Source organism: Bacillus haynesii, from assembly GCF_001969855.1.
GTDB classification, from domain to species: domain Bacteria; phylum Bacillota; class Bacilli; order Bacillales; family Bacillaceae; genus Bacillus; species Bacillus haynesii.
Genome location: NZ_MRBL01000020.1, coordinates 1 through 26,917 on the forward strand (window position 1 = coordinate 1; position 26,917 = coordinate 26,917).

The 26,917-nt window shown below is 44.0% G+C and carries 34 protein-coding genes; 24 read left to right on the forward strand and 10 right to left on the reverse strand.

The window, feature by feature from the left end; translation table 11 throughout:
- The first annotated feature begins 371 nt into the window (after window positions 1-371).
- The 5 genes from BTA31_RS23095 (at window position 372) to BTA31_RS17350 (ending at window position 3,872) form a co-directional block, all read left to right on the forward strand.
- Complete coding sequence (locus BTA31_RS23095) at window positions 372-512, forward strand: hypothetical protein (protein ID WP_023857597.1); 141 nt, start codon at window positions 372-374, stop codon at window positions 510-512.
- Window positions 505-1,338, forward strand: coding sequence for a prohibitin family protein (locus BTA31_RS17335; protein WP_043926438.1), 834 nt, complete (start codon window positions 505-507; stop codon window positions 1,336-1,338). Before BTA31_RS23095 ends, BTA31_RS17335 begins: the two co-directional genes overlap by 8 nt.
- An 88-nt stretch (window positions 1,339-1,426) precedes the next feature.
- The gene (locus BTA31_RS17340) at window positions 1,427-2,188 is read left to right on the forward strand and encodes a hypothetical protein (protein WP_076793307.1); all 762 of its coding nucleotides are present in this window, start codon (window positions 1,427-1,429) and stop codon (window positions 2,186-2,188) included.
- 59 nt (window positions 2,189-2,247) lie between these two features.
- Window positions 2,248-3,087 carry a thymidylate synthase gene (locus BTA31_RS17345; RefSeq protein ID WP_076793389.1) on the forward strand — a complete coding sequence of 280 codons (840 nt, stop codon included), beginning with the start codon at window positions 2,248-2,250 and terminating at the stop codon, window positions 3,085-3,087.
- Between the two features lie 356 nt (window positions 3,088-3,443).
- On the forward strand, window positions 3,444-3,872 hold the full coding sequence (locus BTA31_RS17350) for a NucA/NucB deoxyribonuclease domain-containing protein (RefSeq protein WP_043926440.1): 429 nt from the start codon (window positions 3,444-3,446) through the stop codon (window positions 3,870-3,872).
- 191 nt (window positions 3,873-4,063) lie between these two features.
- On the opposite strand, the gene lexA is transcribed toward BTA31_RS17350, so the two are convergent.
- The gene (gene lexA / locus BTA31_RS17355; protein WP_020451591.1) at window positions 4,064-4,687 is read right to left on the reverse strand and encodes a transcriptional repressor LexA; all 624 of its coding nucleotides are present in this window, start codon (window positions 4,685-4,687) and stop codon (window positions 4,064-4,066) included.
- A gap of 152 nt (window positions 4,688-4,839) precedes the next feature.
- Between lexA and yneA the strand changes: the two genes are divergently transcribed.
- The 6 genes from yneA (at window position 4,840) to BTA31_RS17385 (ending at window position 9,181) form a co-directional block, all read left to right on the forward strand.
- The gene (gene yneA, locus BTA31_RS17360) at window positions 4,840-5,151 is read left to right on the forward strand and encodes a cell division suppressor protein YneA (RefSeq protein ID WP_076793308.1); all 312 of its coding nucleotides are present in this window, start codon (window positions 4,840-4,842) and stop codon (window positions 5,149-5,151) included.
- Between the two features lie 18 nt (window positions 5,152-5,169).
- On the forward strand, window positions 5,170-5,817 hold the full coding sequence (locus BTA31_RS17365) for a YneB family resolvase-like protein (protein WP_043926443.1): 648 nt from the start codon (window positions 5,170-5,172) through the stop codon (window positions 5,815-5,817).
- 65 nt (window positions 5,818-5,882) lie between these two features.
- On the forward strand, window positions 5,883-6,116 hold the full coding sequence (locus tag BTA31_RS17370) for a DUF896 domain-containing protein (protein WP_003182231.1): 234 nt from the start codon (window positions 5,883-5,885) through the stop codon (window positions 6,114-6,116).
- Between the two features lie 166 nt (window positions 6,117-6,282).
- Window positions 6,283-8,286: a transketolase gene (tkt, locus tag BTA31_RS17375; protein ID WP_076793309.1), complete on the forward strand. Its 2,004-nt coding sequence runs from the start codon at window positions 6,283-6,285 to the stop codon at window positions 8,284-8,286.
- 154 nt (window positions 8,287-8,440) lie between these two features.
- The gene (sirA, locus tag BTA31_RS17380; protein WP_076793310.1) at window positions 8,441-8,878 is read left to right on the forward strand and encodes a sporulation inhibitor of replication protein SirA; all 438 of its coding nucleotides are present in this window, start codon (window positions 8,441-8,443) and stop codon (window positions 8,876-8,878) included.
- 84 nt (window positions 8,879-8,962) lie between these two features.
- A complete protein-coding gene (locus BTA31_RS17385; RefSeq protein ID WP_003182236.1) occupies window positions 8,963-9,181 on the forward strand; it encodes a YneF family protein in 219 nt (72 codons plus the stop codon).
- Between the two features lie 80 nt (window positions 9,182-9,261).
- Here the strand turns inward: BTA31_RS17385 and BTA31_RS17390 are convergent, their stop codons facing one another.
- The gene (locus BTA31_RS17390; RefSeq protein WP_154495889.1) at window positions 9,262-9,423 is read right to left on the reverse strand and encodes an aspartyl-phosphate phosphatase Spo0E family protein; all 162 of its coding nucleotides are present in this window, start codon (window positions 9,421-9,423) and stop codon (window positions 9,262-9,264) included.
- A gap of 242 nt (window positions 9,424-9,665) precedes the next feature.
- Between BTA31_RS17390 and BTA31_RS17395 the strand changes: the two genes are divergently transcribed.
- The 3 genes from BTA31_RS17395 (at window position 9,666) to BTA31_RS17405 (ending at window position 11,395) form a co-directional block, all read left to right on the forward strand.
- On the forward strand, window positions 9,666-10,373 hold the full coding sequence (locus BTA31_RS17395; RefSeq protein ID WP_043926447.1) for a cytochrome c biogenesis protein CcdA: 708 nt from the start codon (window positions 9,666-9,668) through the stop codon (window positions 10,371-10,373).
- A gap of 82 nt (window positions 10,374-10,455) precedes the next feature.
- Entirely contained in the window at window positions 10,456-10,827 is a 372-nt protein-coding gene (locus tag BTA31_RS17400; RefSeq protein ID WP_043926448.1) for a response regulator, read from the forward strand.
- Window positions 10,828-10,900: 73 nt separating this feature from the next.
- A complete protein-coding gene (locus BTA31_RS17405; protein ID WP_094777448.1) occupies window positions 10,901-11,395 on the forward strand; it encodes a CcdC family protein in 495 nt (164 codons plus the stop codon).
- 35 nt (window positions 11,396-11,430) lie between these two features.
- Here the strand turns inward: BTA31_RS17405 and BTA31_RS17410 are convergent, their stop codons facing one another.
- The 4 genes from BTA31_RS17410 to sspO all read right to left on the reverse strand — a co-directional run bounded on the left by BTA31_RS17410 (window position 11,431) and on the right by sspO (window position 12,948).
- Window positions 11,431-11,859 (reverse strand): DUF2621 family protein, encoded by a 429-nt coding sequence (locus BTA31_RS17410; RefSeq protein WP_076793311.1) that lies wholly within the window; start codon window positions 11,857-11,859, stop codon window positions 11,431-11,433.
- 203 nt (window positions 11,860-12,062) lie between these two features.
- On the reverse strand, window positions 12,063-12,470 hold the full coding sequence (locus BTA31_RS17415) for an Hsp20/alpha crystallin family protein (RefSeq protein ID WP_076793312.1): 408 nt from the start codon (window positions 12,468-12,470) through the stop codon (window positions 12,063-12,065).
- Between the two features lie 143 nt (window positions 12,471-12,613).
- Window positions 12,614-12,760, reverse strand: a complete 147-nt coding sequence (locus BTA31_RS17420; RefSeq protein ID WP_003182250.1) for a small acid-soluble spore protein P — start codon at window positions 12,758-12,760, stop codon at window positions 12,614-12,616.
- Window positions 12,761-12,801: 41 nt separating this feature from the next.
- Window positions 12,802-12,948 carry a small acid-soluble spore protein O gene (gene sspO, locus BTA31_RS17425; RefSeq protein WP_043926452.1) on the reverse strand — a complete coding sequence of 49 codons (147 nt, stop codon included), beginning with the start codon at window positions 12,946-12,948 and terminating at the stop codon, window positions 12,802-12,804.
- Between the two features lie 234 nt (window positions 12,949-13,182).
- Between sspO and acnA the strand changes: the two genes are divergently transcribed.
- From acnA to BTA31_RS17460, 7 genes are all read left to right on the forward strand, one after another.
- Window positions 13,183-15,909: an aconitate hydratase AcnA gene (acnA, locus tag BTA31_RS17430; protein ID WP_076793313.1), complete on the forward strand. Its 2,727-nt coding sequence runs from the start codon at window positions 13,183-13,185 to the stop codon at window positions 15,907-15,909.
- Between the two features lie 71 nt (window positions 15,910-15,980).
- Complete coding sequence (locus BTA31_RS17435) at window positions 15,981-16,487, forward strand: redoxin domain-containing protein (RefSeq protein ID WP_076793314.1); 507 nt, start codon at window positions 15,981-15,983, stop codon at window positions 16,485-16,487.
- 71 nt (window positions 16,488-16,558) lie between these two features.
- Window positions 16,559-16,684, forward strand: coding sequence for an FbpB family small basic protein (locus BTA31_RS17440; protein WP_003182259.1), 126 nt, complete (start codon window positions 16,559-16,561; stop codon window positions 16,682-16,684).
- Between the two features lie 68 nt (window positions 16,685-16,752).
- On the forward strand, window positions 16,753-16,896 hold the full coding sequence (locus BTA31_RS17445; protein WP_003182261.1) for an acid-soluble spore protein N: 144 nt from the start codon (window positions 16,753-16,755) through the stop codon (window positions 16,894-16,896).
- 25 nt (window positions 16,897-16,921) lie between these two features.
- Window positions 16,922-17,158: a small acid-soluble spore protein Tlp gene (gene tlp, locus BTA31_RS17450; protein WP_076793315.1), complete on the forward strand. Its 237-nt coding sequence runs from the start codon at window positions 16,922-16,924 to the stop codon at window positions 17,156-17,158.
- A gap of 105 nt (window positions 17,159-17,263) precedes the next feature.
- Window positions 17,264-17,680, forward strand: coding sequence for a YbgC/FadM family acyl-CoA thioesterase (locus tag BTA31_RS17455; RefSeq protein WP_076793316.1), 417 nt, complete (start codon window positions 17,264-17,266; stop codon window positions 17,678-17,680).
- Window positions 17,680-17,982, forward strand: a complete 303-nt coding sequence (locus BTA31_RS17460) for a hypothetical protein (RefSeq protein ID WP_043926457.1) — start codon at window positions 17,680-17,682, stop codon at window positions 17,980-17,982. The genes BTA31_RS17455 and BTA31_RS17460 overlap by 1 nt, the downstream gene beginning before the upstream one ends.
- 266 nt (window positions 17,983-18,248) lie before the next feature.
- Here BTA31_RS17460 and BTA31_RS17470 read toward each other — a convergent pair whose 3' ends face one another.
- The 4 genes from BTA31_RS17470 to plsY form a co-directional block, all read right to left on the reverse strand.
- Window positions 18,249-18,608, reverse strand: a complete 360-nt coding sequence (locus tag BTA31_RS17470; protein WP_043926458.1) for a YxeA family protein — start codon at window positions 18,606-18,608, stop codon at window positions 18,249-18,251.
- A gap of 582 nt (window positions 18,609-19,190) precedes the next feature.
- On the reverse strand, window positions 19,191-20,222 hold the full coding sequence (locus BTA31_RS17475) for a YdcF family protein (RefSeq protein ID WP_076793318.1): 1,032 nt from the start codon (window positions 20,220-20,222) through the stop codon (window positions 19,191-19,193).
- A 322-nt stretch (window positions 20,223-20,544) separates the two neighbouring features.
- On the reverse strand, window positions 20,545-20,832 hold the full coding sequence (locus BTA31_RS17480) for a HesB/YadR/YfhF family protein (protein ID WP_076793319.1): 288 nt from the start codon (window positions 20,830-20,832) through the stop codon (window positions 20,545-20,547).
- A gap of 101 nt (window positions 20,833-20,933) precedes the next feature.
- Window positions 20,934-21,527, reverse strand: a complete 594-nt coding sequence (gene plsY / locus BTA31_RS17485) for a glycerol-3-phosphate 1-O-acyltransferase PlsY (RefSeq protein WP_043926460.1) — start codon at window positions 21,525-21,527, stop codon at window positions 20,934-20,936.
- A gap of 178 nt (window positions 21,528-21,705) precedes the next feature.
- Here plsY and BTA31_RS17490 point away from each other — a divergent pair, with 178 nt between their 5' ends.
- The 3 genes from BTA31_RS17490 to parC all read left to right on the forward strand — a co-directional run bounded on the left by BTA31_RS17490 (window position 21,706) and on the right by parC (window position 26,828).
- The gene (locus tag BTA31_RS17490; protein ID WP_076793320.1) at window positions 21,706-22,119 is read left to right on the forward strand and encodes a CoA-binding protein; all 414 of its coding nucleotides are present in this window, start codon (window positions 21,706-21,708) and stop codon (window positions 22,117-22,119) included.
- Between the two features lie 322 nt (window positions 22,120-22,441).
- A complete protein-coding gene (parE, locus tag BTA31_RS17495) occupies window positions 22,442-24,409 on the forward strand; it encodes a DNA topoisomerase IV subunit B (RefSeq protein ID WP_076793321.1) in 1,968 nt (655 codons plus the stop codon).
- 4 nt (window positions 24,410-24,413) lie between these two features.
- Window positions 24,414-26,828, forward strand: a complete 2,415-nt coding sequence (gene parC / locus BTA31_RS17500) for a DNA topoisomerase IV subunit A (protein ID WP_076793322.1) — start codon at window positions 24,414-24,416, stop codon at window positions 26,826-26,828.
- The last annotated feature ends 89 nt before the right edge of the window (window positions 26,829-26,917 follow it).

Consider the following 26,917-nt stretch of genomic DNA (forward strand, 5'->3'; position numbering starts at 1 on the left):
ATTGGACAAAAATAGGTCGGATTATAAAAATCCGACCTATTTTGTCAACGGTCTGAAAAGAGCCAATCATTTGGCTCTTTTTTTAGTATGTGCTCAGGCTTATAGTTGCTTCCGCTGAATAAAGGCAGCATGCCGCTTCTCTTAGTTTGTGCGAACACGCCATGATATACGCGGCATAAAGAGTAACATATCCGACATATCCTATAACGATGCCATATAGGAGGAATAACTGCTGATTTCGCACTGATCAATTTTTTTCTATTAAATTTTAAAAAAATGAAACTTTAAGTTCATATGAACGTAAACATAAGTGAAATGATTTTATTTTAGTCATACGATCAATCAACAAATGCAAAAGGGGTGAAACAAAAGTGAAAGTCATGATTGGTTCGATCATATTGCTATCCATTATAGGGTTTGGCGTATGGCTTATGTTAAGCCCGCTTTTTAAAAAAGTCGGAAGCGGGGCGAGCAAAATAAAGAAAACGCTGGAGGATGACAAAGATGAATGAAAAACAACCAAAGAAAAATAAAAGCAAAACGCTGCTCGGCGGAATCATTGTCGCTGCCGCTTTAATTATTGGAGGATTCACGGCTTCCCTGTTCATCGAGAAAATTCCGAACGGATATGTCGGCGTCGTTTATTCCCCGAATGGCGGGGTGAAATCGGAAACGCTGGATCAAGGCTGGCATTTAGTCGGGCTGTTTGACAAAGTCACAAGATATCCGGTGCGGATGCAGACTGTAAACAATCAGGATATTCAAGTGGCTACTTCTGACGGCAAAAACATCTCAATGGACATCGCCTACAACTATGTCGTTCAGCCTGATAAAGTCGTAGAATTGTTTAATAAATTCGGAGCGGTCGATATTGAATCAATCGAAAACAGCTACTTGAAAACAAGGCTGTGGGACGCTGCAAGAAAGTCGATTTCCAAATACTCCGTCATTGATACATACGGACAAAAATCATCAGATGCCGCTGCAGAAATCCAAAAAACATTTGCAGATGATATGAAGGGACTCGGCTTCGTCATTGACGATTTAACACTCGGTGTGCCAAAGCCTGATAAAGCGACCCAGGAAGCGATTGACGCGCGCGTGAAGTCGTCGCAGGAACTGGAAAGAACGCAGACAGAGCTGAAGATCGCCGAAGCAGAAGCGAAAAAGAAAAAGATCGAAGCCCAAGGTATTGCCGAGTACAACGAAATTATTAAAAAGTCGATGTCAGATGAAATGATCAAGTATCAATGGATCCAAAAATGGGACGGAAAAATGCCTAAAGCGACCGGATCCAATTCCCTGATCCAGATTCCGACCGATGAAAAAGGAAAATAAAACGAAAAAATCCCTTGCCAAGGGATTTTTTTCATCTCGGGCGCCCGTATATAATGGTGTTGACAATCACTTCTGAACAGGGGGGAAGATGATGTTTGCTCCGGACGCCATTCTCCGTACGTGGAGAAAATTCGATGCTTTTCCGATGGAAACGCTGACAAAGGCATGGTTTTATCATCAGGCCGGGGATAAGAAACAGCGGAATGTATCGATGATGAAGGAACACTATCAACAATACGGCATTTCCGGCAATTGTTTTGACCTTTCGATTTGGCTGCTGGATGAGTTTACAAAAGACGGAGTGGAAGCTTTTCCGATCGGCTGTTCGTTCAAAACAGAACGCGCGCATGCCGCAGTCATCGCTCTTGATGAAAGAGGGCGGCGCTTTTTGTGTGACCTGGGAGACCAATGGCTGCAGCCGATTCTGATCGACTGCGAAAGTGAAGATTATACCAATGAAAAGCTGGGCGATTTTTTCCCGGCTGCACAAGTTCAAGTTATGCCGACAGCCGGCGGAGTTGAGGTCCTTTACCATCGGCCGAACGGAAAGGTGTCAACTCAAGCCTACTCTGCAGACCCTGTTGACATGTCCGTTTTTTTGGAGGCGGCTGAATACTCGCAAGCGGAATTGAAACCTGCGCCTTTACTGGAATGCAGAATACAGTTTCAACATGAAATCGCGCATTGGGAATTCAGCGGCTGGGACATATATCTTAGCACGAGCAAAGGATTATACAGAGAAGCGAAGCCGGACACAATCGAAGGCTGGACTGAGAAAATCCATAATGTCTCAGGATACGATAAACATGTTCTCAAGAAAGCATTGGAGATTTATCAAACCCGCACATGATCTTAAACCTTGAAAAAAACTCATTTTATACATATCATGTGGAAAGAGGAGAGGATAAGATGAGCCATTATGACCAGCAATACAATGCAATCATTGAAAAAATTATTGAATCAGGGATCTCCGATGAAGAATATCAGGTTCGGACGAAGTGGGATTCAGACGCAACGCCGGCTCATACGCTGAGCATCATGAGTGAAAAAATGCGGTTTGACAATTCAGAAGTGCCGATTTTGACGACGAAGAAGGTGGCGTGGAAAACGGCCATTAAAGAGCTGCTTTGGATTTGGCAGCTGAAATCCAATGATGTTCAAGTTCTGAACGATATGGGGGTTCATATTTGGGATCAATGGCGGCTTGAAGACGGCACAATCGGAGCAGCGTACGGCTATCAATTAGGGAAGAAAAACAGAACGGTTAACGGTCAAAAAGTCGATCAAGTGGATTATTTGCTCCATCAGTTAAAGCATAACCCGTCTTCACGCAGGCATTTGACCATGCTGTGGAATCCCGATGACTTGGACGGCATGGCCTTGACGCCCTGCGTCTATGAGACGCAATGGTATGTGAAAGAAGGAAAGCTCTCTTTGGAAGTAAGAGCGAGAAGCAATGACATGGCACTTGGCAACCCGTTCAATGTCTTCCAATATAATGTCTTGCAGCGCATGATCGCTCAGGTCCTCGGTTATGAGCTGGGCGAATACATCTTCAATATCGGTGACTGCCACATCTATACCCGTCACATCGACAATTTAAACATTCAGATGAAACGCGAGCAGTATGAAGCGCCGAAGCTGTGGATCAACCCGGACATCAAAAACTTTTATGACTTTACAATCGATGATTTTAAATTAATTGACTATAAGCACGGCGACAAGCTGACATTTGAAGTTGCCGTATGAACAGGCGGATTTGCCGCCTGTTTTTTTATTGGGGGAATGAATCATTTTCTGAACATACGTTGATGAAAAAATTTGCGTATCTGGCTGCCGCATGTTGACTGACGGCAGCCGTGTTTACGTGTAGAGCGACGCAAAAGTACGTGCAGTCTAAAAAAGCTCGCTATCGAGGAATTCTTTCACGACGGAGGATTTATCTTGAGAAATGTAAAGACCGGAGAGATTTTCGTCATCATAGAAGAATAAACATTCATTTACACAATCTAAACGTCTTTTTCACAAAGAGCCCGAAAAGCAAAAACAATTCTCTCTTAATCTGTTAATGAAACCAGCATATACTAGAGGAGGTTGTTTTTGTCATGATCAAAAAATGGGCGGTTCATCTGCTGTTTTCCGCATTGGTACTGCTTGGGCTTTCGGGAGGCGCCTCATATTCTCCTCAGCATGCCGAAGGTGCTGCAAGGTATGATGACGTATTGTATTTTCCGGCATCGCGCTATCCTGAAACCGGCGCTCATATAAGCGACGCAATCAAAGCGGGTCATTCAGATGTCTGCACAATTGAAAGATCGGGAGCAGATAAACGCCGCCAGGAATCATTGAAGGGGATTCCGACTAAGCCGGGCTTTGACCGTGATGAATGGCCGATGGCCATGTGTGAAGAAGGGGGCAAAGGAGCTTCGGTCAGATATGTCAGCTCATCGGATAACCGCGGAGCCGGCTCCTGGGTCGGGAACAGGCTGAGCGGCTACGCCGACGGGAAGAGAATTTTGTTTATCGTTCAATAACCGGCGAACACCAAAAAATCTTTCCTTAGGGAAACATTTTTGTTGACGCAAAAACCTTTTTGGGGGATAATGGTAATGTAAGCATATTATCAATCCCTCTGTTTCAGGTTCGCATCCTTGCCGAATGGATGTGAGCCTGTTTTTTTGTGAAAAAAACCGCCGGTCGGCGGTTTTGCTGATGAGTCCGATTTTTAATGAACGGTGCGGAAAACGCCGATGACTTTTCCGAGAATCGTCACATTCTGAAGGATGATCGGCTCCATCGTCGGGTTTTCCGGCTGAAGGCGGATATGGGTTTCTTCCTTGAAAAACCGCTTAACAGTCGCTTCGTCGTCTTCCGTCATCGCAACGACGATATCTCCGTTGTTTGCGGTGTTCTGCTGCTTAACGATCACATAATCTTGATCAAGAATTCCGGCATCGATCATGCTTTCTCCCATGATCTCCAGCATGAAGACGTGCTCATCCGGCGGTGCCAGGCGGTCGGGAAGCGGAAAGTATTCCTCGATGTTTTCGACTGCGGTAATCGGTGTACCGGCCGTTACCTTTCCGATGACCGGAACATTGACAACCTGGTTTTTCGGAATGTGAATTTCTTCCTCTGTATCGAGAATTTCGATCGCTCTCGGCTTCGTCGGATCCCTTCTGATCAATCCTTTCGTTTCAAGCCTTGCCAAGTGGCCGTGTACCGTCGAACTTGACGCCAGGCCGACCGCTTCTCCGATCTCCCTGACGGAAGGCGGATAGCCTTTGCGCTTCACTTCTTCTTTAATGAAACGCAAAATATCAAGTTGTCTTTTTGATAGCTTCGTCATTTTTTGCACCTCAAAACGTCGATTTTAGCTAGATTATAGCATGTTTTTCCTTTGAGTACAAACATAGGTTCGAAAAAAACGATTGACAGAAACATTTGTTCGTATGTATACTGAAATTACGAAAACCGAACAAACATTCTGGGGTGATGGATATGAAAAGAGAATCATTGATTTTTGTCAGTCTGTTTACTGCTGTGATCAGCTGCTGTATTCTGTTTGTGTCTTTTGCCGGTAAGATCGAAGAAAGAAAGCAATATGTTAAAATAGAAGTGCAAGAAGGCGATACATTGTGGGAGCTGGCCGACCGGATCAAAGGCGGAAAACCCGCTGACAAACAAAAATTCATTGAATGGGTCGCCGATAAAAACAATCTGCCGACCTCTGTCATTCAACCAGGCGATGTCTTGATTCTGCCGGTAGCCAAACAGCACTCCGATCAATATCAGCTTGCAGTTGTAGAATAAAAGATTGAGGGGATTTCCATGAATGCGATTATTTACACCAGGGTCAGCACTGCGAAGGAGCAGCAGGAAACCTCATTAAAGCGGCAGGAAGAAGAGCTTCAGTCGCTTGCCGCCGAACACGGGATGAACGTCGTGAACGTCATTTCCGAGCAGGCGAGCGGATATGAAATGGACCGCGACGGCGTCTTCGATCTGCTCGAGGAAATCAAAACATCAGACATTGACGCGGTTTTAATACAGGATGATACGCGGCTTGGAAGAGGGAATGCCAAAATTGCCCTTCTTCACTGTTTATATAAAGAAGGCGTTCAAATCTACACGCTGGCTCACCGCGGAAAGCTTGAGCTTTCCGAAGCGGACTCGATGGTGTTGGAGATTGTCGGCATTGTTGAGGAATACCAGCGGAAAATACATAACCTGAAGATTAAGCGGGGAATGAAGAAGGCGGTCGAAAACGGCTACCGCCCGGAAAGGAACCTGAAACACCGCAATGAAGGCGGCGGGAGAGAGCGAATCGAAGCGCCTCTTTCGGAAATCGTCAGGCTCAGGGAGAACAAGTTGACGTTTGCGGAGATTGCAGCCGTGTTGAGAGGATTCGGATACAGCATTTCAAAAGCAACCGTTCACCGCCGCTACCAGGAGTATAAGGACGGCCTTGCAGACTAATCTGTTGTCAAACGAAAGCGGATTTAGTAGTATGATGGATATATACCGAATCAAAGGAGTATCTTATGATTTCTAAAGAAAAAATAGCCAGAATTAACGAGCTTGCCAAAAAAGCAAAGAGCGGATCTTTAACAGACGAAGAAAAAGCTGAACAGCAGAAGCTTCGCCAGGAATACCTTCAAGGCGTCCGCGCGTCTATGAAAAACACGTTGAAAACTGTGACGATTGTTGACCCTGAAGGTAATGATGTGACTCCTGAAAAGCTTAAACAGGAAAAAAGAAACCGCCGATTGCATTAATTTTAGGGAATACGCCGATATCGTATTCCCTTTTTGTATATACTACAATTTAAAATGAAGGCAAAGATTCGTCATTTTTCACTCAGCTTTTGAGCTGAAATGGTTGTGAAAACCGATGGGTAGATTTATGATAAGAAAGTAGAGTCCATACAGGAAGGGGATCATAATGAAAACGATTGAATTAAAATCTGTCGCAACAATACGAACACTCTCCATAGACGCGATTGAAAAAGCTAAATCCGGTCACCCCGGCATGCCGATGGGGACTGCTCCGATGGCTTATGCGCTTTGGACAAAAATGATGAATGTCAGCCCTGAAAATCCGAATTGGTTTAACAGGGACCGCTTTGTGCTGTCTGCCGGTCACGGATCAATGCTTCTGTACAGCATGCTTCACTTAAGCGGATATGACGTTTCAATTGAAGACCTCAAGAATTTCCGCCAATGGGGAAGCAAAACTCCCGGGCATCCGGAATTCGGACATACTCCGGGTGTAGATGCGACTACAGGTCCGCTTGGCCAAGGAATCGGAATGGCTGTCGGAATGGCGCTTGCTGAACGTCACCTTGCGGAAACTTACAACCGTGACGACTATCGCGTCGTTGATCATTATACATACAGCATTTGCGGTGACGGAGACTTGATGGAGGGAATTTCATCGGAAGCGGCTTCGCTTGCGGGACATTTGAACCTCGGTCGTCTCATCGTGCTTTATGATTCAAATGACATTTCGCTTGATGGTGAATTAAACCGCTCATTCTCTGAAAATGTGAAGCAGCGCTTTGAAGCGATGAATTGGGAAGTGCTTTATGTTGAAGACGGCAACAACATTGCCGAAATTACGGCGGCCGTCGAGAAAGCGAAACAAAATGAAAAGCAGCCGACATTAATTGAAGTGAAAACAACGATCGGTTTCGGTTCTCCAAACCGTGCGGGAACATCCGGCGTTCACGGCGCTCCGCTCGGCTCAGAAGAGGCGAAATTAACGAAGGACGCGTATGAGTGGACATACGAAGAAGATTTTTATGTTCCTTCCGAAGTGTACGAACACTTTAACGAAACAGTGAAGGAAGCGGGCAAGAAAAAAGAGGCGGAATGGAACGAAATGTTCGCCGCATACAAGAAAGCCCATCCGGAACTTGCCGAAGAGCTCGAACTGGCGATGAAAGGCGAGCTTCCTGAAGGATGGGATCAGAAAGTACCTGCATATGAGAAAGGAAGCAGCCTTGCTTCACGTGCATCCTCAGGTGAAGTGTTGAACGGAATCGCTCAACAAGTGCCGTTTTTCTTTGGCGGATCCGCGGACTTGGCCGGCTCCAACAAAACGACAATCAAAAACGGCGGAGATGTTTCAGCGAAGGATTACGCCGGCAGAAATATCTGGTTCGGTGTACGGGAATTTGCGATGGGGGCAGCTTTGAACGGAATGGCTCTCCATGGAGGCCTCCGCGTATTCGGCGGAACGTTCTTTGTTTTCTCCGATTACCTGAGACCTGCGATCCGTCTTGCTGCATTAATGGGGCTTCCTGTCACATATGTGTTTACACATGACAGCATTGCCGTCGGAGAAGACGGACCGACTCATGAGCCGATTGAACAGTTGGCATCACTTCGTGCGCTGCCGAACTTGTCCGTCATCAGACCTGCCGACGGAAATGAAACAGCAGCAGCCTGGAAGCTGGCGCTTCAATCAAAAGATCAGCCGACTGCGCTTGTGTTGACACGCCAAAACTTGCCGACAATCGATCAGTCTGCTGAAACAGCTTATGAAGGCGTTAAAAAGGGTGCATATGTCGTTTCGAAAAGCCAAAACGAAAAACCGGAAGCGATCTTGCTTGCAAGCGGATCTGAAGTCGGCCTTGCGCTTGATGCACAAAGCGAGCTGCAAAAAGAAGGCATTGACGTATCCGTTGTCAGCGTTCCGTCTTGGGATCGTTTTGACAAGCAGCCAGCTGAATATAAAAACGCTGTTCTTCCAACCGATGTGACAAAGCGTCTCGCAATTGAAATGGGATCGCCGTTCGGATGGGAGAGATATACCGGCACTGACGGGGACATTCTCGGAATCGACCAGTTCGGTGCATCAGCTCCTGGCGAAACGATCATGAAAGAATACGGTTTTACGCCTGCGAATGTAGTTGACCGGGTGAAAAAACTGTTAAATCGCTAATCGGGCATATGAAAGAGAATGATCTGCGGATCATTCTCTTTTTTTCGTTTCGACAAAATTAGTCGCTTCTTTTATCATCATCAGACAATTATTTCTAACCCCCTTTTGTATAATAGAAAGCATATATTCTTCGATACAGGGGGATGAGACAGTGATGGAACGCCATTATTATACGTATTTGATAGAAGAGGAATTTGCCGGCCATTATTTTGGAAGAGAGTCTGTCATGTTCAAGCTGTTTTACGATTATCATTGGACGAGCCCCGATCAAAAGTCTCAATTAGCCGCGAAACAGATCGAGTTTATTACAAAACCGATTCCCGCTGCCCATATACACAAAAGAATGAAAATGAACCTCTGCCGGGAAGACTATACACAGGTTGACTATGTATACAGATTGATTGTTCCAAAAGGAAGCGCTTCTTTTATTATCAAAGACTGTCATATTGAGATTTTGGCGAAGGGTCCATTCGATGCCGAAACGGTTTTCTTTGAGGTATTGCGAAAAGTCAGTCCATGTTTTCTTGCGATGGATTTTAATATGAAACGTTACGGCTGGCTGAACCCTGTGAAAGAAAGAAATTTTGTATAAAAAAAAGAATTTGGACTGTAAATGTTGTATAATAGCGTTTGGTTTAGTACACTTTATACGAGACAACATGAAGGAGGAAATTAAATGGATTTATGGGTTGTCATCCTAGTGGGCGTTTTAGCATTGCTCGCAGGTGTTGCACTCGGATTTTTTATTGCTCGTAAATATATGATGAACTATTTGAAAAAAAATCCGCCAATTAATGAACAAATGCTGCGCATGATGATGATGCAGATGGGTATGAAACCATCCCAGAAGAAAATTAATCAAATGATGAAAGCCATGGAAAATCAAACGAAATAATACGAATGCGATTATGACATAGAAGGAACATGGTTATAAAATAAAAAACCCGCTTCCGGGTTTTTTATTTTGATCTATGATTATTGTGTATTTCCGAGAGATCGTTTTTGGTATTCCAAGAGAAGGATATCCAGCTGCTGGCTGTGCTGAATGGTGATATGTGAAGTCATGCCGTTTGTCATGACGATTTTTAGCAGCTCTTTTCTTTTTTCCTCAATTTCATGAAGCAGATTTTCTTTCATCACAGGAATTTATCCTTTCTTCTGTAAAAATCATCTTTTTGTTGCCTACTAAATGCTATTATATCCATATATAGGTTTCTTTTCAATTCTGAAGGTGATAAGGGTAAATTGTCAAAATTGATTATATAAAGAAATTCGTGAAATCAACATCCTTTTTTGTGATATGTTAGGAAATTGAAATGTAATTGTCATATCAAATGATTTTCTTTCATGGTATTCCAAAAAATAGAAGGGAGAATGAGATGGCTGATATCAATTATATTCTCGCTTTCGGTGCAGGGTTTCTATCGTTTATTTCGCCATGCTGCCTGCCGCTTTATCCCGCTTTTTTATCATATATTACCGGTGTCAGTATGAGTGAAATCCATTCTGACAAACTTATGTTTCAAAAAAGGAGCCTGATACATACCATCTTTTTCCTGATCGGCTTTTCGATGATCTTTGTGGCTCTCGGCTATAGCACATCGCTTGTCGGGTCCTTTTTTAAGGATTATCATCAGCTCATCAGGCAGCTTGGCGCGGTTTTTATCATCTTTTTCGGATTTGTCACACTGGGGGTTTTTAAGCCCGAATTTTTAATGAAAGAAAGGCGCCTCCATTTTAAAAACAGGCCCGGCGGTCTGCTCGGTTCTGTCGGAATCGGAATGGCATTTGCCGCCGGTTGGACGCCGTGTACCGGTCCGATTCTTGCAGCGGTCATCACACTCGCCGGAACGAACCCGATGTCGGCTGTGCCGTATATGGTGCTTTATGCGCTTGGATTCAGCCTGCCGTTTCTGCTCCTGTCTTTTTTCATTACAAAGATGAAATGGCTTCAGAAGCATCAGCTCATCATCATGAAGATCGGCGGAGTTGCGATGATTGTAGTCGGAATCCTGCTGTTCTTTGACTGGATGACGAAAATCATTATCGTATTGTCAGGCCTGTTCGGCGATTTCAGAGGCTTTTAGAAACTTGGCTCAGAACCGCCTAGTTTTTTGTTACAATAGGACTTATTCACAGCAAAATTGAATAATGATGTTGGAGGGGAGTATGACAAGGGTTTTAATTGTTGATGATGCAAAATTTATGAGAGATAAAATTAGAGAAATACTTGAAACAGAAGACTTGCAAGTCGCGGGTGAAGCCGAGAATGGGGAGGAAGCTGTTTTGCTTTATCAAAAGCTTCAGCCTGACTTGGTTATCATGGATATTACGATGCCTGTGAAAAACGGGATTGAAGCTTTAAAGGACATGATCCAGCTGAACCCGAAAGTGAAAGTGATCATGTGTACGGCCATGCGGCAAAAGCGAATCGTCGTTGAAGCGATCGAGGCCGGAGCCAAGGACTTTATCGTCAAGCCTTTCGAGGAAACGAAAGTCGTCGAAGCGATTCGGCACGTGCTCGGAAATTCTTGCAGCTGATAAACCTGAACATGGTATTTTTCTTCGTTTTAGAGTATAGTAACAAGTAGAGAAATTAGCTTTAGAAAAAGGGATGATATGTATGATGATCGTCGTTTCATCTATACTTGCCGTCGTGATGGCCGTCATTGTCATGGCTGTCCGAATCAAGTCATCTGAAAAACCGGCTACGGCCAAAAAAATTATACTGCCTCCGATTTTTATGAGCACCGGTGCTCTCATGTTTTTATTTCCGATGTTCCACGTAACCGGTGCTGAATTTTTGGAAGCTCTCACCGTGGGCATGATCTTTTCTATTTTCTTAATTAAAACCTCAAAATTTGAAATCCGCGATGATAAAATCTATATTAAACGCTCCAAATCGTTTGTGTTTATTTTAATTGCGCTGCTCGTCATCCGGATCGTGATGAAGAGCATATTAAGCACAACGATCGATTACGGCGCACTGAGCGGAATGTTTTGGATTCTGGCTTTCGGGATGATCGTTCCTTGGCGAATTGCCATGTATTTATCGTTCAGAAAGCTTTCAAGCCAGATTGAAGCGTCAAATCACATACAGGTCAATTAAAACAAAACCTTTCCTGAAAGAAGGAAAGGTTTTGTTTATTTAAAAAGCTCTTGATATGAAGAGTGATCAATATTTTTTTCTTTTAAACGCTTCACGAGGAACTTATGGTCTCTTTTCGGTGTGGCCATAATATAGCCTCTCACGATTAAATCCCGGTCGATTGTACCCGCTTTTTCTGTCAATGCAAGCTCTCCGATCTTTCCGGCGATTTTCGCTTTTGCTACATCGCGAAACAGCTCGGGGACGGGTGAAACCAATTCTTCAAGCAGCTCTTTTTCTTCGTCGTTCCACAAATGCCTTGTCTGTTCAATATAATAATCCTGCCAGTCCAGCTCAGATTTCCCATCTTCTTTAGGCAGCCTTTTTAAAAATTTGCGAAACATGAAAAAACCGCCGATTGACAAGAGGACGATCATGATGACGATCCAAGCGAGCATCAGCCATAAAAACCATCCTTCCAGCATCTCTCATCACTCCTTTGTCTATAACCTATTTTACATGAAGGCGTTTTAGAAGAACATAGAAAAAATAATATAAAATGGGACAACAGCCTGGTCAAAAGAGATGCTAGAACATAATCTATTGTATGGCAATTCCCTAATCGGCCATAGAGAATTGCTAGAGGATATTTGACGAACGAACGGAAAAACCCGGATGGCAAAGTGTTTTACGCGCTGTCCGGGTTCTGCTTGTTGTGCAGGTATGATATAAAAGGAATATTGATTGAAAACGAAACGTCATCTTTGCTTGCTTCCTTATTGATTTTAACTGCAAGAATGTTGTTTTCGCATTCCGCTTCGATCTGTTTGTCATTCAAAAAGAAAGGAAGCATCAGCGATTTTTCGTAAAGCTGTTCATCGGTTTTAACGGCAAGCTTAAAATCGTAGCCTGAAAACGTCAAGTCAAGTTGCCGGACATTCAAGCGGCTTAAATCTGCTTCAATTATATATTCAGTGCTCGTTTCATAAAGGTCAATCGGTAAAGTTTCATCATAGAGGAGAAAAGGGTCGTCAACAAACTGTTTCATCCATTCTTTATCAAAATCTGCGGAATCGAAACGTTTTGTATTTGTCATTGGAGCATTCCTCCATAGCTAGCCTTACCATTAGATTATGCGCAGCTGTGAATTCATGTGAAGGAGGTGATTCGAAGGGGGGCAACGCCTGAGGATGACGCGCGGTAAAGCAAAAATCCGCGCCGTGAAAGACGCGGAACATGTTACATATCGTGACTGGAATTGTGTTTTTGTCTCGTATGGTTCCGGTTTTTAACTTTTTTGCTTCCGCTCAAGGGCTCTGGCTGCCCCGGCTGAGCTCCTTTCGGTGCGTTTTTGCGCATGTCTTTGCCGTCGTTTTTATTTGTCAATGTCTTAACCTCCTAAGGCATTCATGAAGGATCTTTCGTATTTATTGATTGGTTTTCCGTTTTTTATTGTTTTGGCGTTCCGCCTCAGTGAGAATGTGCTGATCATCTTCAATATATCCCGCGCCGTTTCCTTGGCGTTTAGCATTGTTCATGCCATTGATTACATGATTTGCTTTTCGTTTGGACAATTTCGATCACCTCAGACTGTAGTATAGCCTTAGCGGGTGTATTGTATAAAAAAATGTATTTCCAGTAAAATAAACTTTTTTCCGTATATAAGGCATTCTTATTGAATTTAATAAAAACATTGATATTTACTTATGTTTAAAATTGTTTTAAGATTAAATTGTGAGAAAATTGTGGTGAAATATGCCGATTTTTCTGGCGTATGATCTTGATCTTTAAAGGGGGATTTTGGAGAAATGGCGAATCAGCAACAAGTCGCAAAAAAAGACGCTTTTCAATCAAGAAAAACGTTTACAGTACAAGGCAAAACGTACAGCTATTATTCTTTAAAAGCATTAGAGGATCAAGGAATCGGAAACGTATCAAAACTGCCTTATTCCATTAAAGTTTTGCTCGAATCCGTTCTTCGTCAAGTAGACGGGAGAGTCATTACAGAGGAACACGTTGAAAACTTGGCAAAATGGGGCACTGCCGAATTAAAAGATATTGACGTTCCTTTCAAACCATCACGCGTTATTTTGCAGGACTTTACCGGCGTTCCAGCCGTTGTAGACCTTGCTTCATTAAGAAAAGCGATGGCTTCAGTCGGCGGAGATCCGGATAAAATCAATCCTGAAATACCGGTAGACCTTGTCATCGACCACTCCGTACAAGTTGACAAAGCGGGTACGGAAGATGCATTGACAATTAATATGGACCTTGAATTCCAACGAAATGCAGAGCGTTACAAATTTTTAAGCTGGGCTAAGAAAGCGTTTAATAACTATCAAGCTGTTCCCCCTGCTACAGGTATTGTTCACCAGGTGAACCTTGAGTATTTGGCAAACGTTGTCCATGCTGTTGAAGAAGACGGCGAGATTGTCGCTTATCCTGACACGCTTGTCGGTACTGACTCCCATACAACGATGATCAATGGAATCGGCGTTCTCGGCTGGGGCGTCGGCGGAATTGAAGCTGAAGCAGGCATGCTTGGCCAGCCTTCATATTTCCCTGTACCTGAAGTAATCGGAGCGAAGCTTGTCGGAAAGCTGCCGAACGGCACGACGGCGACGGACCTGGCGCTTAAAGTGACACAGGTGCTGCGTGAAAAAGGCGTTGTCGGAAAGTTCGTCGAATTCTTCGGACCGGGTGTTGCAGAACTTCCGCTTGCAGACCGTGCGACAATCGCAAATATGGCTCCTGAATACGGCGCGACTTGCGGTTTCTTCCCTGTTGATGAGGAAGCGCTGGCATACATGCGTTTAACAGGCCGCGATGAAGAACATATCGCTGTTGTGAAAGAATATTGCCGTCAAAACGGACTGTTCTACACGCCTGATCAGGAAGATCCTGCATTTACCGATGTCGTTGAAATTGACTTGTCAAAAGTTGAAGCGAACCTTTCAGGTCCGAAGCGTCCTCAGGATCTCATTCCGCTGACTGACATGAAAGAGACGTTCCACAAGCATTTGGCAAGCCCTGCGGGCAACCAGGGATTCGGTTTAAACGCAAGTGAGGCTGACAAAGAAATCAAATTCAAGCTTGAAAACGGCGAAGAAGCCGTCATGAAAACGGGTGCGATCGCAATTGCGGCGATTACCAGCTGTACAAATACATCAAACCCTTATGTCTTAATCGGTGCAGGCCTTGTCGCCAAAAAAGCGGTTGAACTGGGATTGAAAGTACCGAACTATGTGAAAACATCCCTGGCTCCGGGTTCAAAAGTCGTAACAGGTTACTTGGTCAATTCAGGCCTGCTTCCATACATGCGCGAGCTTGGATTTAACATCGTCGGCTACGGCTGTACGACATGTATCGGGAACTCCGGACCGCTTGCGCCTGAGATCGAAAAAGCGGTTGCCGAAAACGACCTGCTGATTACGTCTGTTCTTTCCGGAAACCGTAACTTTGAAGGCCGGATTCATCCGCTTGTCAAAGGAAACTACCTGGCGTCTCCGCCGCTTGTCGTCGCTTATGCATTGGCAGGTACAGTAGATATTGACTTGAAAAACGAACCGATCGGCGTCGACAAAGACGGTCAAAACGTGTACTTCAACGATATTTGGCCGACGATGGACGAAATCAATTCCGTCGTGAAGCAAACCGTTACTCCTGAGCTGTTCAGAAAAGAATACGAGCGCGTGTTTGATGACAATGAACGCTGGAATGCGATTGAAACAACGGATGAAGCCCTGTATAAATGGGATGAAGAGTCCACTTACATTCAAAACCCACCGTTCTTCGAAAACATGTCAGTTGAGCCTGGTACGGTTGAACCGCTTAAAGGCTTGCGCGTTGTCGGTAAATTCGGAGATTCTGTCACGACAGACCATATTTCTCCGGCGGGAGCGATCGGCAAAGACACGCCGGCCGGAAAATATCTGCAGGAAAAAGGCGTTTCTCCTAGAGACTTCAACTCATATGGTTCAAGACGCGGAAACCATGAAGTCATGATGAGGGGAACATTCGCCAACATCAGAATTAAAAACCAAATCGCTCCTGGTACAGAAGGCGGTTATACAACGTATTGGCCGACCGGAGAAGTGATGTCCATTTATGATGCCTGCATGAAGTATAAAGCAGATGGCACAGGTTTGATCGTCATTGCCGGAAAAGACTACGGAATGGGTTCTTCCCGCGACTGGGCGGCAAAAGGAACAAATCTGCTCGGCATCAAAACCGTCATTGCAGAAAGCTTTGAAAGAATTCACAGAAGCAACCTTGTGCTGATGGGCGTTCTTCCGCTGCAATTTAAAGAGGGAGAAAACGCTGAAACGCTCGGTTTGACCGGAAAAGAAACGATTGAAGTTGACGTGAGTGAGACGGTGCGTCCGCGCGATCTCGTTCAAGTCAAAGCGATTGCCGAAGACGGCACAGTCAAGTCGTTTGAAGCTGTTGTCCGCTTTGACAGTGAAGTGGAAATCGATTATTACCGTCATGGCGGAATCCTGCAAATGGTGCTCCGCAATAAAATGAAGCAGTAATTGAATGAGGAAGAGAGAGCCTTTAGCTTTCTCTTCTTTTTTCAGCGTGATCCTGAATGTGGAGGATGCCGATGATGAAAAAATTGCTGGCTGCCGCGTTTCTTTTCGTTTTGGCCGGTCTTGCGGTTTGGAACTTTACAGGGCAAAAAGAAGCCGAAATCGGCATTGCGAAAGGAGACAAGGCGCCTGATTTTACGCTTCCGTCATTAATAGATGGAAACGATGTATCTTTATCAGACTTTAAAGGAAAAAAAGTGCTGTTAAATTTTTGGGCCACCTGGTGTAAACCGTGTGAAACAGAAATGCCTGCAATGGAAGAACTCCAAAACGAAAATCAGGACATTGCCGTTTTGGCCGTCAACTTTACATCTTCCGAGAAAAATGAAAAGTCGGTCAAAACGTTTGCCGAAAGGCACGGCTTACATTTCCCCATCGTCTTAGACCGAACGGGCATCAATGCGAAATACGAGATTTTTTCATATCCGACGACATTTATCATTGATGAAAACGGAGTCATTAAAGATATCGTCCTTGGGACGATGTCGAAAAAGAATATGGAAGAAAAGCTGGGATTATAAAAAATCCCGGCTTTTTTGCTTATATTGCCCAAAAAATGGTGAAAATGAAAACAAGCTGGAGGTGATTCAACATGAAAAAAGCGAAAAGGCGAACATTTGAAGAACTTGTCTCGGAAAACAAAAAAGAGCTCATGACCAACCAGGAGTTTCTTGATCGGCTGGAAGATAAGCTTGAAGAGAAATTTAAGCTGAAGTGACTTTTTAAAAATCGATTCATGTTTACGCTCCTTTTTGAGAATCCTAATGCTGAAAAGGAGGGATAGACATGCCGAGAGAACATGACAAACAGTCTAAATTTGCCCCGAGCCACCTTGGGACAAAACCGGTAGAATATAAGCGCAACAAAGGAAAAAAGATGCATGATAAATCAGGGGAAACGCCGATTATTATGCAGACAAAAGGCGAGTAAAGATCAAAAGGAGGCAGAGACCCGAATGACACAACAAAAACATCATCCGGATGACAGATCAGACAACGTGGAGAAGCTTCAAGACATGGTGCAGAACACAATCGAAAACATCGAGGAGTCTGAAGAGCAGCTGTCTTTTGCCGGCGAGGCGGAACAGGAGCAGATCCGCGAAAAAAATGAACGCCGAAATGAAAGCGTTGAGGCGATGCGCAATGAAATCCATGACGAGGCGGAAGCCCGCAAAAACAGATATCATCAATAAACCAGGGCGACCTGGTTTTTTTGCATGAAGCCGTCCGTCGTGTTTTTGCCCATTGTATATGCTAGAATTGGATTATATACATTGTGAAAAGGGAGTAGAGGGAATTTGTACGTCTCAAAAAAAGAAATAGAAGTCCGCTATGCCGAAACAGACCAAATGGGTATCGTCTATCACGCCAATTATTTGATTTGGATGGAGGTAGGACGGACGGCTTTAATTAAAGAACTCGGCTTCTCTTACGCCGAAATGGAGAAAGACGGCATCCTGTCGCCTGTCGTGGATATCAATGTCCGCTATGTCAAACCTCTTCGCTACGGTGACACAGCGACAGTACATACGTGGATTGAAGATTACAACGGCTTTAAAACGGTATATGGGTATGAAATCTTTAATTCCGCTGGTGAAACCGCTGTGAAGGGCACATCGTCCCATATTTGCGTTGACGGGGACAGCTTCAAACCGGTTCAGTTCCGTAAGCTTTATCCAAAGTGGCATGAAGCTTATGAAGAGGCCAAAAAGTAATGGCGTTCGGTATTAAAAGAAACGAGCTGAACGAATGGAAGCGCGCCGTTTTAAACGACGAAGTTGCGTTTCTTACGCATTACTGGCTCGATGACAGGTATCCGGATGTCAAAACGGTGACAAAAGCGGGGTGCGCGAACATTGATAAGCTTGCAGAGTGGGGTAAACAGTACGGACTGAAAAAAGAGTGGATCGATAAAAGAAGCAAATTTCCCCACTTTGATTTATTGGGAGAGAAGCAGATCATGATTTTAAAACAAGAAAAGCTCTCAAGCCATATCAAGCGTTTCAGGCTTGAATAATCCGGTGTTTTAGAGAAACTCGGACATCCTTGAAACAAGCAAGCATCGTTCTTGCTTGTTTCATTTTGATGAGCAAAAATTGAAGGAGAAAAAACTGAACGATATCTTTAGTTTCAATTATGTCGTCATCATCATCATCTGTTTCAATAACAAAGTTCACCTTTACCTCAGTGTTTTTCATGCCTTGATAAGGCCGCAGTCATTATATTTTTCATAAAAAAGTCCCTAAAACAAGGAAGTTTTAGGGGGACGGAGTGAGCGGCTAATTAATTTTGGTTGTTTAATTTATCCAGGATGTCCTTATCTATTTGCTTCTCGCTTGCTTTTTCCTGGCTGGATATTATTTCTCTTCTATCTTCCCAATGAATAATATAATACTGACCTTTCTGCATTTTGTCTTGAGAAGAGAGCTTTAGGCTTTTGGGCTTCCCGCCTTTATCATAACCCGTAACATCATAGTTATAATTTATATATGTGTATCCATCACTTGCTTTTTCTTTAACGACTTTTGGATCTGTTGTAATTTTGACATAATAATCTTCCGTTGAATAATATCCGGAATATAAAAAATAGCCTGCGCCCAAAATTATCAGCCCTGCCGTTAAAATTCCTAAAAACCATTTCATCATTTATCACCTCGAACCCATCATATTTAAAATTTCCAAACGAAACCATTGATTTATCTTACATTTTCCTTTCACGTTTGTAAGCATTAAAAGAAAGTTGTCGATTCGAAGGTATGAGGTGAAAATAACGGAGAAAAAAGATGTGTAGCCTGATGAGAATTGGAGCCAATACAAGGGGCTATTCCGCAGGAAGCATTGAGAAAAAATGAATCCGTTCACCATTAGATCTGATCAAGATAAATTGGGGCTTTAACATTTGAGAAAATCACTTTTATTCAGTTGTGGCTTGTTTCAGATCACACATATCTAGATACGTCTAAAAGTGCTGATTTCTGCCGGTGGGGGGTATTTAAATGGACGTTCTCCATTCCATCAATCGCTGTTATGAAAATTGGAATTATCAACATGATTTTGTAAAGAAATTATACTTCCCAAGCAAAGGACATCTTTCTGTTGAAGGTGTCCTTTAAACATAGACCATCATAATCTATTGAGGCTTTCATCTGCATCCTGAGGATGGCTGTAAAAGAAAGTGTGCCATCCGGACAAACCAAAATCTTAAGACGCAATTTTGAAGTTTTTTTAATCAATAAAAAAATTAAATGCGGTCAAAAGTATAGAAAAACCCAAAATAGTTCCTACGACAATACTATGCCGTTTACGGTTCATTACAACAACAGCGATATATTCGCGGATCATGGCGTTCGGCCAATAATAAAAAGCGGTTTTTGAACCGATCCCATGGCTCTTTAAACCTGCTCGTTTTGCATATAGGCTGGCGCGGAACAGATGGAAATTGTTTGTTGTGAAGATGCTGTTGTATTTGCCGTCTGTTAATGAGTCCATCAGTTGTTTGGAGAAAAGCATATTTTGATATGTATTTACAGAACGGTCTTCTTTCAAAGTGTGCTCTTCAGGTATCCCTTTTTTTAAAGCATATCTTTGCATGGCTTCTGCTTCAGAAAGGTTTTCATCAGGTCCTTGCCCGCCGGAGAAAATAATTTTCGGCGGAGAAGCAACAGCTGTTTGTTTCCGATAAAAATCGACAGCCTTATTTATCCTGCTTGCTAAAAGCGGGGGTACTGTATCGTTAATTAATCCACTTCCGAGAACGATGATGTAATCCTGATTAAGCTTCGGTCTGTTAAATTGATATAGAAAATAGGCTGTTAAGAAATTTGTTAAATGAAAGAAGAAATAGACCGCAATAAGCGATGATCCCGCAAACAATGGCTGAACATTTGGCGATAAAAAACGAGCGGGTTCAATCACTGACAATAGGAAAAATATGATAATGCCTAGCCCGGTCATTAAAGTCAAACAATTAGACAATCGTCGTCCTTCTCTTTTGATAAGAATTCTCGCATTCAGAAATAACCCGATTATTAAAGCAAATAGACCAAACGTTAGGATAAAGAAAAAGATCAGCAGCGGTACAATGACGAACAGTCTGAAAAAGCCAATTCCGACAACGTATGCCAGATAGTAGGACAGAACAAGAAATGAACAAAAAAATAGATTGAATAAAAAACCGTTGATGATCCTTCTTCGGTCCGTTAAATAAAAGGTCAGAAAAACAGCTAGTAAAATAAAGGTTGTCACACCGTAAACCATGTCTAAACACCTCGATGTAAATAACGCTGCTCATGATCAAACAAGAGTGTGAAAAATCTTAATAGAATGGGAAATTCTCGCCGTTTTATTTTAGACGAATTGTATTTTAGATATACAGAATCTATACTCAGTTATTCGTGTTGCTGCCCCGGATATACTGTCCTTTACTATTCATAATGGAGGTGTACCCAGCTCACGGAGAAATATTGTGTGTGCATTTGCCGCACACTCATCAAAGCCTTCGATTCCTTCATTAAGATGAAAAATAAAAAAAACTTGCAGAAAAACAAAGGTTTCTCTACAAGCTGAAAAATACTCTTTTTTACTGATATTCAAAAACAGGCTCTTCAGATGATTCATTAAAGGAAACAAGCAGATCATGGCCGTCGAAATACCATACATCGCTTTCTTCCACGAAAAACGTAATGCCGTCTTTTTCCGCGCTCACACCGATTTGCTGCGGCTCATCTTTTGAAACCCCAAGGGAGAAGCCTTTTTGAACATTGCTGCATCCTCCGTAGCGGACAAAAAAGCGAACCTGATCTCCTTCTTTTAAATCAAGCTCGTCCTTATACCATTTAAGCGCATCTTCATTAATTTTCAAATTCACGGGCAATCACTCCTTCATCATTTGTTCAAAGCATGCTGAATCTATTTATAGTATATAACGTTTATGTCCGATCATGAAAATATAATGTTTTTCGGATAGGCTCATTTTTTGCCGGACATCCATTTGATTTTAGGCTCGGTTTTATCGATGATGCGTCTAATGTTCGTTCTGTGTCTGTATACGACAAACGCCGTAAGAAAGGCGACGACTGCCACCAATAAAAGGTCTTTCGTAAACAGGCTGTAAACCGTTGTATACAAGCCGGTTAAAATAGAAGAAAGCGATACATATTTTGTGATATACAAAAACAGAAAGAACACCGCAACCATTGTGACAAACAGAAGAGGCTGATAGCAAAGCAATACGCCTCCGGAAGTAGCGACAGCTTTTCCGCCTTTAAATTTTGCGAATACAGGGAACATATGCCCGATGACTGCGGCTACACCGACCAACAAAGGGTGTACGCCGATGTGCAGGATGGTAGGCAGAAAGGCGGCGAGCGTCCCTTTCAAAATATCCGCAGCCACAACGATGGAGCCGGCTTTTACGCCGAGTGTCCGGAATGCGTTGGTGGCGCCAAGATTGCCGCTGCCGTGTTCCCTGATGTCGATTCCTTTGGCGGCCTTTCCGACAATCAAGCCGGACGGAATGCTGCCGAGTAGATAGGCTAAAACAAATAATAAAGCAATTAACATTTCATTTCTCCTTTTTAGATGATCCCTTCTCTTTATTTTAACATGAGAGGCGCCTTTCATGACGGCTTTTCTTTAAAAGTACCGTATATATCATACAAGATAATGCGCGCTAATCATATGAAAATTTTGATTATCGCCTTTGTTTTCGTGTAAACTGAACGTAAAAGGAGTGATCGGCATGGAAAACCCTTCTAAACAGGAAATCAAAAGCATTCTTGAAAACAGCAAACGAATCGCGGTAGTCGGCCTGTCCGACAACCCTGAAAGAACATCGTACATGGTATCAAAAGCGATGCAGGATGCGGGATATGACATCATCCCTGTCAATCCGACCATAGATGAGGCGCTGGGCGTCAAGGCTGTCGCATCCTTAAAAGACATTGAAGGACACGTTGATATCGTCAATGTGTTCAGAAGATCCGAGCACCTACCTGATGTCGCAAAGGAATTCCTGGAGATAGACGCAGATGTGTTTTGGGCGCAGCAGGGGCTTGTCAACGAAGAAGCTTACCGGCTTCTGAGCGGAAAAGGCTATACAGTGATCATGGATTTGTGCATAAAAGTGGCACACGCGTTAACAAAATCGGCATAAAAAAGACAAAAATCCTTGTTTTTTCAAGGGTTTTTGTCTTTTTTATGCGAGAATATGTTTGCGAATTGCTGTGAAAAACGGCTACAATAAGTCTTGGACAGTTTTTTTAAGAATGATTTTCCAATTGCGATTGGGAGAGCCTTGTACTGCGGGGGACGAATCGTGTAAAATGACGGCTGTGCAAAATAGCGGCTTTCATTTTAACATTTCCCGACAATGATTGAAGCGATTGGAAAAGAATCGGATAATACTTTGCTTTACATGACAGAGTGTGTATTATTCTTTATAAGCAATGTTTGATTTTTGAAAGGGGTTTATGCATTTGGTTAAGAAACAGCAAGTTGACTATAATGATGATTCCATACAGGTGCTCGAAGGCCTGGAAGCGGTCAGAAAACGCCCCGGTATGTACATCGGTTCGACAGACAGCCGGGGCCTGCACCATCTCGTATATGAAATCGTCGATAATTCCGTCGATGAAGTCCTTGCGGGCCACGGGGATCACATTATAGTAAAAATACATAAAGATAACAGCATATCGGTGCAAGACAGAGGCCGGGGAATGCCAACAGGAATGCATAAGCTCGGCAAACCGACTCCCGAAATTATTTTGACAGTGCTGCATGCCGGAGGAAAGTTCGGCCAAGGCGGCTATAAAACGAGCGGGGGGCTGCACGGCGTCGGTGCATCCGTTGTAAACGCCCTGTCCGAGTGGCTGACGGTCACGATTGAGCGGGACGGAAATGTCTACAGGCAGCGTTTTGAAAACGGTGGCAAACCGGTGACATCCCTTGATAAAATCGGAACGACCAAAAAGACCGGCACCCTGATTCATTTCAAGCCTGATCCTACGATGTTCAGCATGACGACGTTTAACTTTGAAACGCTTTCAGAGCGTCTGAGAGAATCAGCCTTTTTGTTAAAAGGGTTAAAAATCGAATTGATCGATGAACGCGATCATACAAAAGAAACGTTTTTATACGAAAACGGAATCGAAGCTTTTGTCGCTTATTTAAATGAGGAGAAAGACGCGCTTTCTGAAGTGGTCTCATTTGAAGGAGAGCACAACGGCATCGAGGTTGACTTCGCGTTTCAGTTTAATGACGGCTATTCCGAAAACATCCTGTCGTTCGTCAATAATGTCAGAACGAAAGACGGAGGAACCCATGAGTCCGGTGCCAAAACGGCGATGACGAGAGCATTCAACGAGTATGCGAGAAAGGTGGCCCTTTTAAAAGAAAAGGACAAAAACCTTGAAGGAACGGATATCAGGGAAGGCCTGTCAGCCATCGTTTCCGTCCGGATTCCGGAAGAGCTTCTCCAATTTGAAGGACAGACAAAAGGAAAGCTCGGCACAAGTGAAGCAAGGTCAGCCGTTGATGCGATCGTCTCTGAGCAGCTCGCTTATTTCCTTGAAGAAAACAGGGAAACGGCAACATTGCTTGTCAAAAAAGCGATTAAAGCCTCTCAGGCAAGAGAAGCTGCGAGAAAAGCAAGAGAAGAGGCAAGAAGCGGAAAGAAAAGAAAGAAATCCGAAGCGACGCTCTCCGGCAAGCTGACGCCTGCACAATCAAGGAACCCGTCCAAAAACGAATTGTACCTCGTGGAGGGTGACTCTGCCGGAGGATCAGCAAAGCAGGGAAGAGACCGGAAATTCCAGGCTGTCCTGCCGCTCCGCGGAAAGGTTATCAATACGGAAAAAGCGAAGCTGGCCGATATTTTTAAAAATGAAGAAATCAATACGATTATTCACGCGATCGGCGGAGGGGTCGGCGCCGATTTTGACATTGAGGACATCAATTATGACAAAGTCATCATCATGACAGATGCGGATACAGACGGCGCTCATATCCAAGTGCTGCTCCTGACTTTTTTCTACCGCTATATGAAGCCGCTGATCGAGCACGGAAAAGTGTTTATCGCACTGCCGCCGCTCTATAAAGTAAGCAAAGGGTCGGGCAAAAAAGAAATCATTGAATATGCCTGGTCTGATGAGGAAATGGATGACGTCCTCAAAAAAGTCGGAAAAGGATATACGATCCAGCGCTATAAAGGTCTCGGCGAAATGAACGCTGACCAGCTTTGGGAAACGACAATGAACCCCGAGTCAAGAACACTTGTCAGGGTTAAAATCGATGACGCGGCCCGTGTTGAACGGCGCGTGACGACATTGATGGGCGACAAAGTTGAGCCGAGGAGAAAATGGATTGAGAAAAACGTCGCTTTCGGACTTGATGAAGAAAGCAACATTTTGGAAAACGAGAATTTATCGGTCGCTGAGGAGGTTTAAATAAATGGCACAGCCAGAGATTTATCATGATTTACCATTGGAAGACGTGATCGGCGACCGTTTCGGCCGATACAGCAAATACATTATTCAGGACCGGGCGCTCCCTGATGCGCGCGACGGCCTGAAGCCTGTTCAAAGAAGAATCTTATACGCCATGCATGCGGAAGGGAACACACACGATAAGAATTTCCGCAAGGCCGCAAAAACGGTCGGTAATGTGATCGGGAACTATCATCCTCACGGAGACAGTTCGGTTTACGAAGCGATGGTGCGGATGAGCCAGGACTGGAAGGTTCGCAACGTGCTGATTGAAATGCACGGAAACAACGGAAGCATCGACGGTGATCCGCCGGCTGCGATGCGTTATACAGAAGCAAGGCTCGCGGCGATCGCTTCAGAGCTTTTGCGGGATATTGACAAAGAAACGGTCGAGTTTGTACCAAACTTTGATGATACGAGCAAGGAGCCTGTCGTCCTTCCGGCGATGTTCCCGAACCTGCTTGTCAACGGATCGACAGGGATTTCCGCCGGGTATGCGACTGACATTCCGCCGCATCATCTCGGGGAAGTGATCGATGCCGTGATCAAGCGGATCGACTCGCCGAACTGCAGTGTGGATGACCTGATGGAGATTGTAAAAGGTCCGGACTTTCCGACCGGAGGAATCATCCAGGGTAAAGAAGGCATAAAAAAAGCCTATGAAACCGGAAAAGGAAAAATCATCATCAGGGGCAAAGCTGAGATCGAAACGATCAGAGGCGGCCGCCAGCAAATTGTCATTACTGAAATTCCGTTTGAAGTTAACAAAGCGAATTTAGTGAAAAAAATGGACGAATTCAGGATTGAACGGAAGGTCGAAGGGATTTCCGAAGTCCGTGACGAGACCGACCGGACAGGCCTCAGAATCGTGATTGAACTGAAAAAAGAAGCGGATGCACAAGGCATTTTAAATTTCTTGTATAAAAACTCGGATTTGCAGATTCCGTACAACTTTAACATGGTGGCTATTCATAACAGAAGACCGATGCTGATGAATCTCACATCGATTTTGGACGCTTATATCGGCCACCAAAAAGAAGTCATCACCAATCGTTCTCAGTATGAGCTGAAAAAAGCGAAGGAAAGGCATCATATCGTAGAAGGCTTGATGAAAGCACTGTCCATTTTGGATGAGGTCATTGCGACGATCCGCTCTTCCAATGACAAGCGCGATGCCAAAAACAATCTGATCGAAAAGTTCGCATTTACTGAGCCGCAGGCTGAAGCGATCGTTTCCTTGCAGCTGTACAGGCTGACAAACACAGATATTACGGCCCTCCAGGAAGAAGCAAAAGAACTGGACGAGAAGATCAAAGAGCTGGAAGAGATCCTTTCCAATGATAAGAAACTCTTGAAAGTGATCAAAGACAGCTTAAAAAAGGTGAAAAAAACCTATGCCGGTCAAAGGCGCTCTGTCATCGAAGAAAAAATCGAAGAAATCAAAATCAACCTTGAAGTGATGGTAGCGTCTGAAGACGTTTATGTGACCGTGACGAAAGACGGTTATATTAAACGAACGAGCCAGCGGTCTTTTGCTGCATCAAATGGCCAGGACTTCGGCATGAAAGATACCGACCGTCTGCTCTGTCAGCTGGAAATGAATACGACAGACGTTCTGCTCTTGTTTACAAATAAAGGGAGCTATGTGTATTGTCCAGTCCACCAGCTTCCTGATATTAGATGGAAAGATTTAGGACAGCATATAACGAATATCATATCGATTGACAGCGATGAATCCATCGTCAAGGCGATTCCTGTCAGAGAGTTTTCCGAATCTGAATACCTGCTGTTCTTTACGAAAAACGGAATGGCGAAAAGAACTCAGCTGATGCAGTATAAAGCACAGCGCTATTCAAAAGCACTGGTTGCCCTTAATTTAAAAGGCGACGATGAAGTGGTCGATGTTCATGTAACGGACGGAACGAAAGATTTGTTTATCGCGACACATTCCGGCTACGGTCTGTGGTTCTCAGAAGATGAGGTCAGCGTCGTCGGCGCAAGGGCGGCCGGTGTCAAAGGCGTCAATTTAAAAGACGGCGACTTTGTCGCCAGCGGCCAGGTTTTAGAGGAATCGGATGTGCTCGTGCTCGTGACCCAGCGCGGATCTATTAAGCGGATGAACCGCACCGAATTTGAAAAAACGTCAAGGGCGAAACGAGGGGTCCTCATGCTGAGGGAACTGAAGAAAAAACCTCACCGTATCACCGGGCTGCTCGCATGCTCATATCATGATCAAATCACGCTTCAAACCGAAAAAGGCATCACAGAGGAGATGCTTGTCAAAGATATCAAGCTTCATGACCGGTACAGCAACGGTTCTTTCATCATCGACGAAGATGAGGCAGGGGAAGTAACGGATGTATGGATTAGCCAAACATGAACTGGTGTGACACCCCAATTGTAATTCAATATCTAGGGGTAGCGATTTCTGCAAGATAACGATGAATGCAACAGAAAAAGAGCATGCCA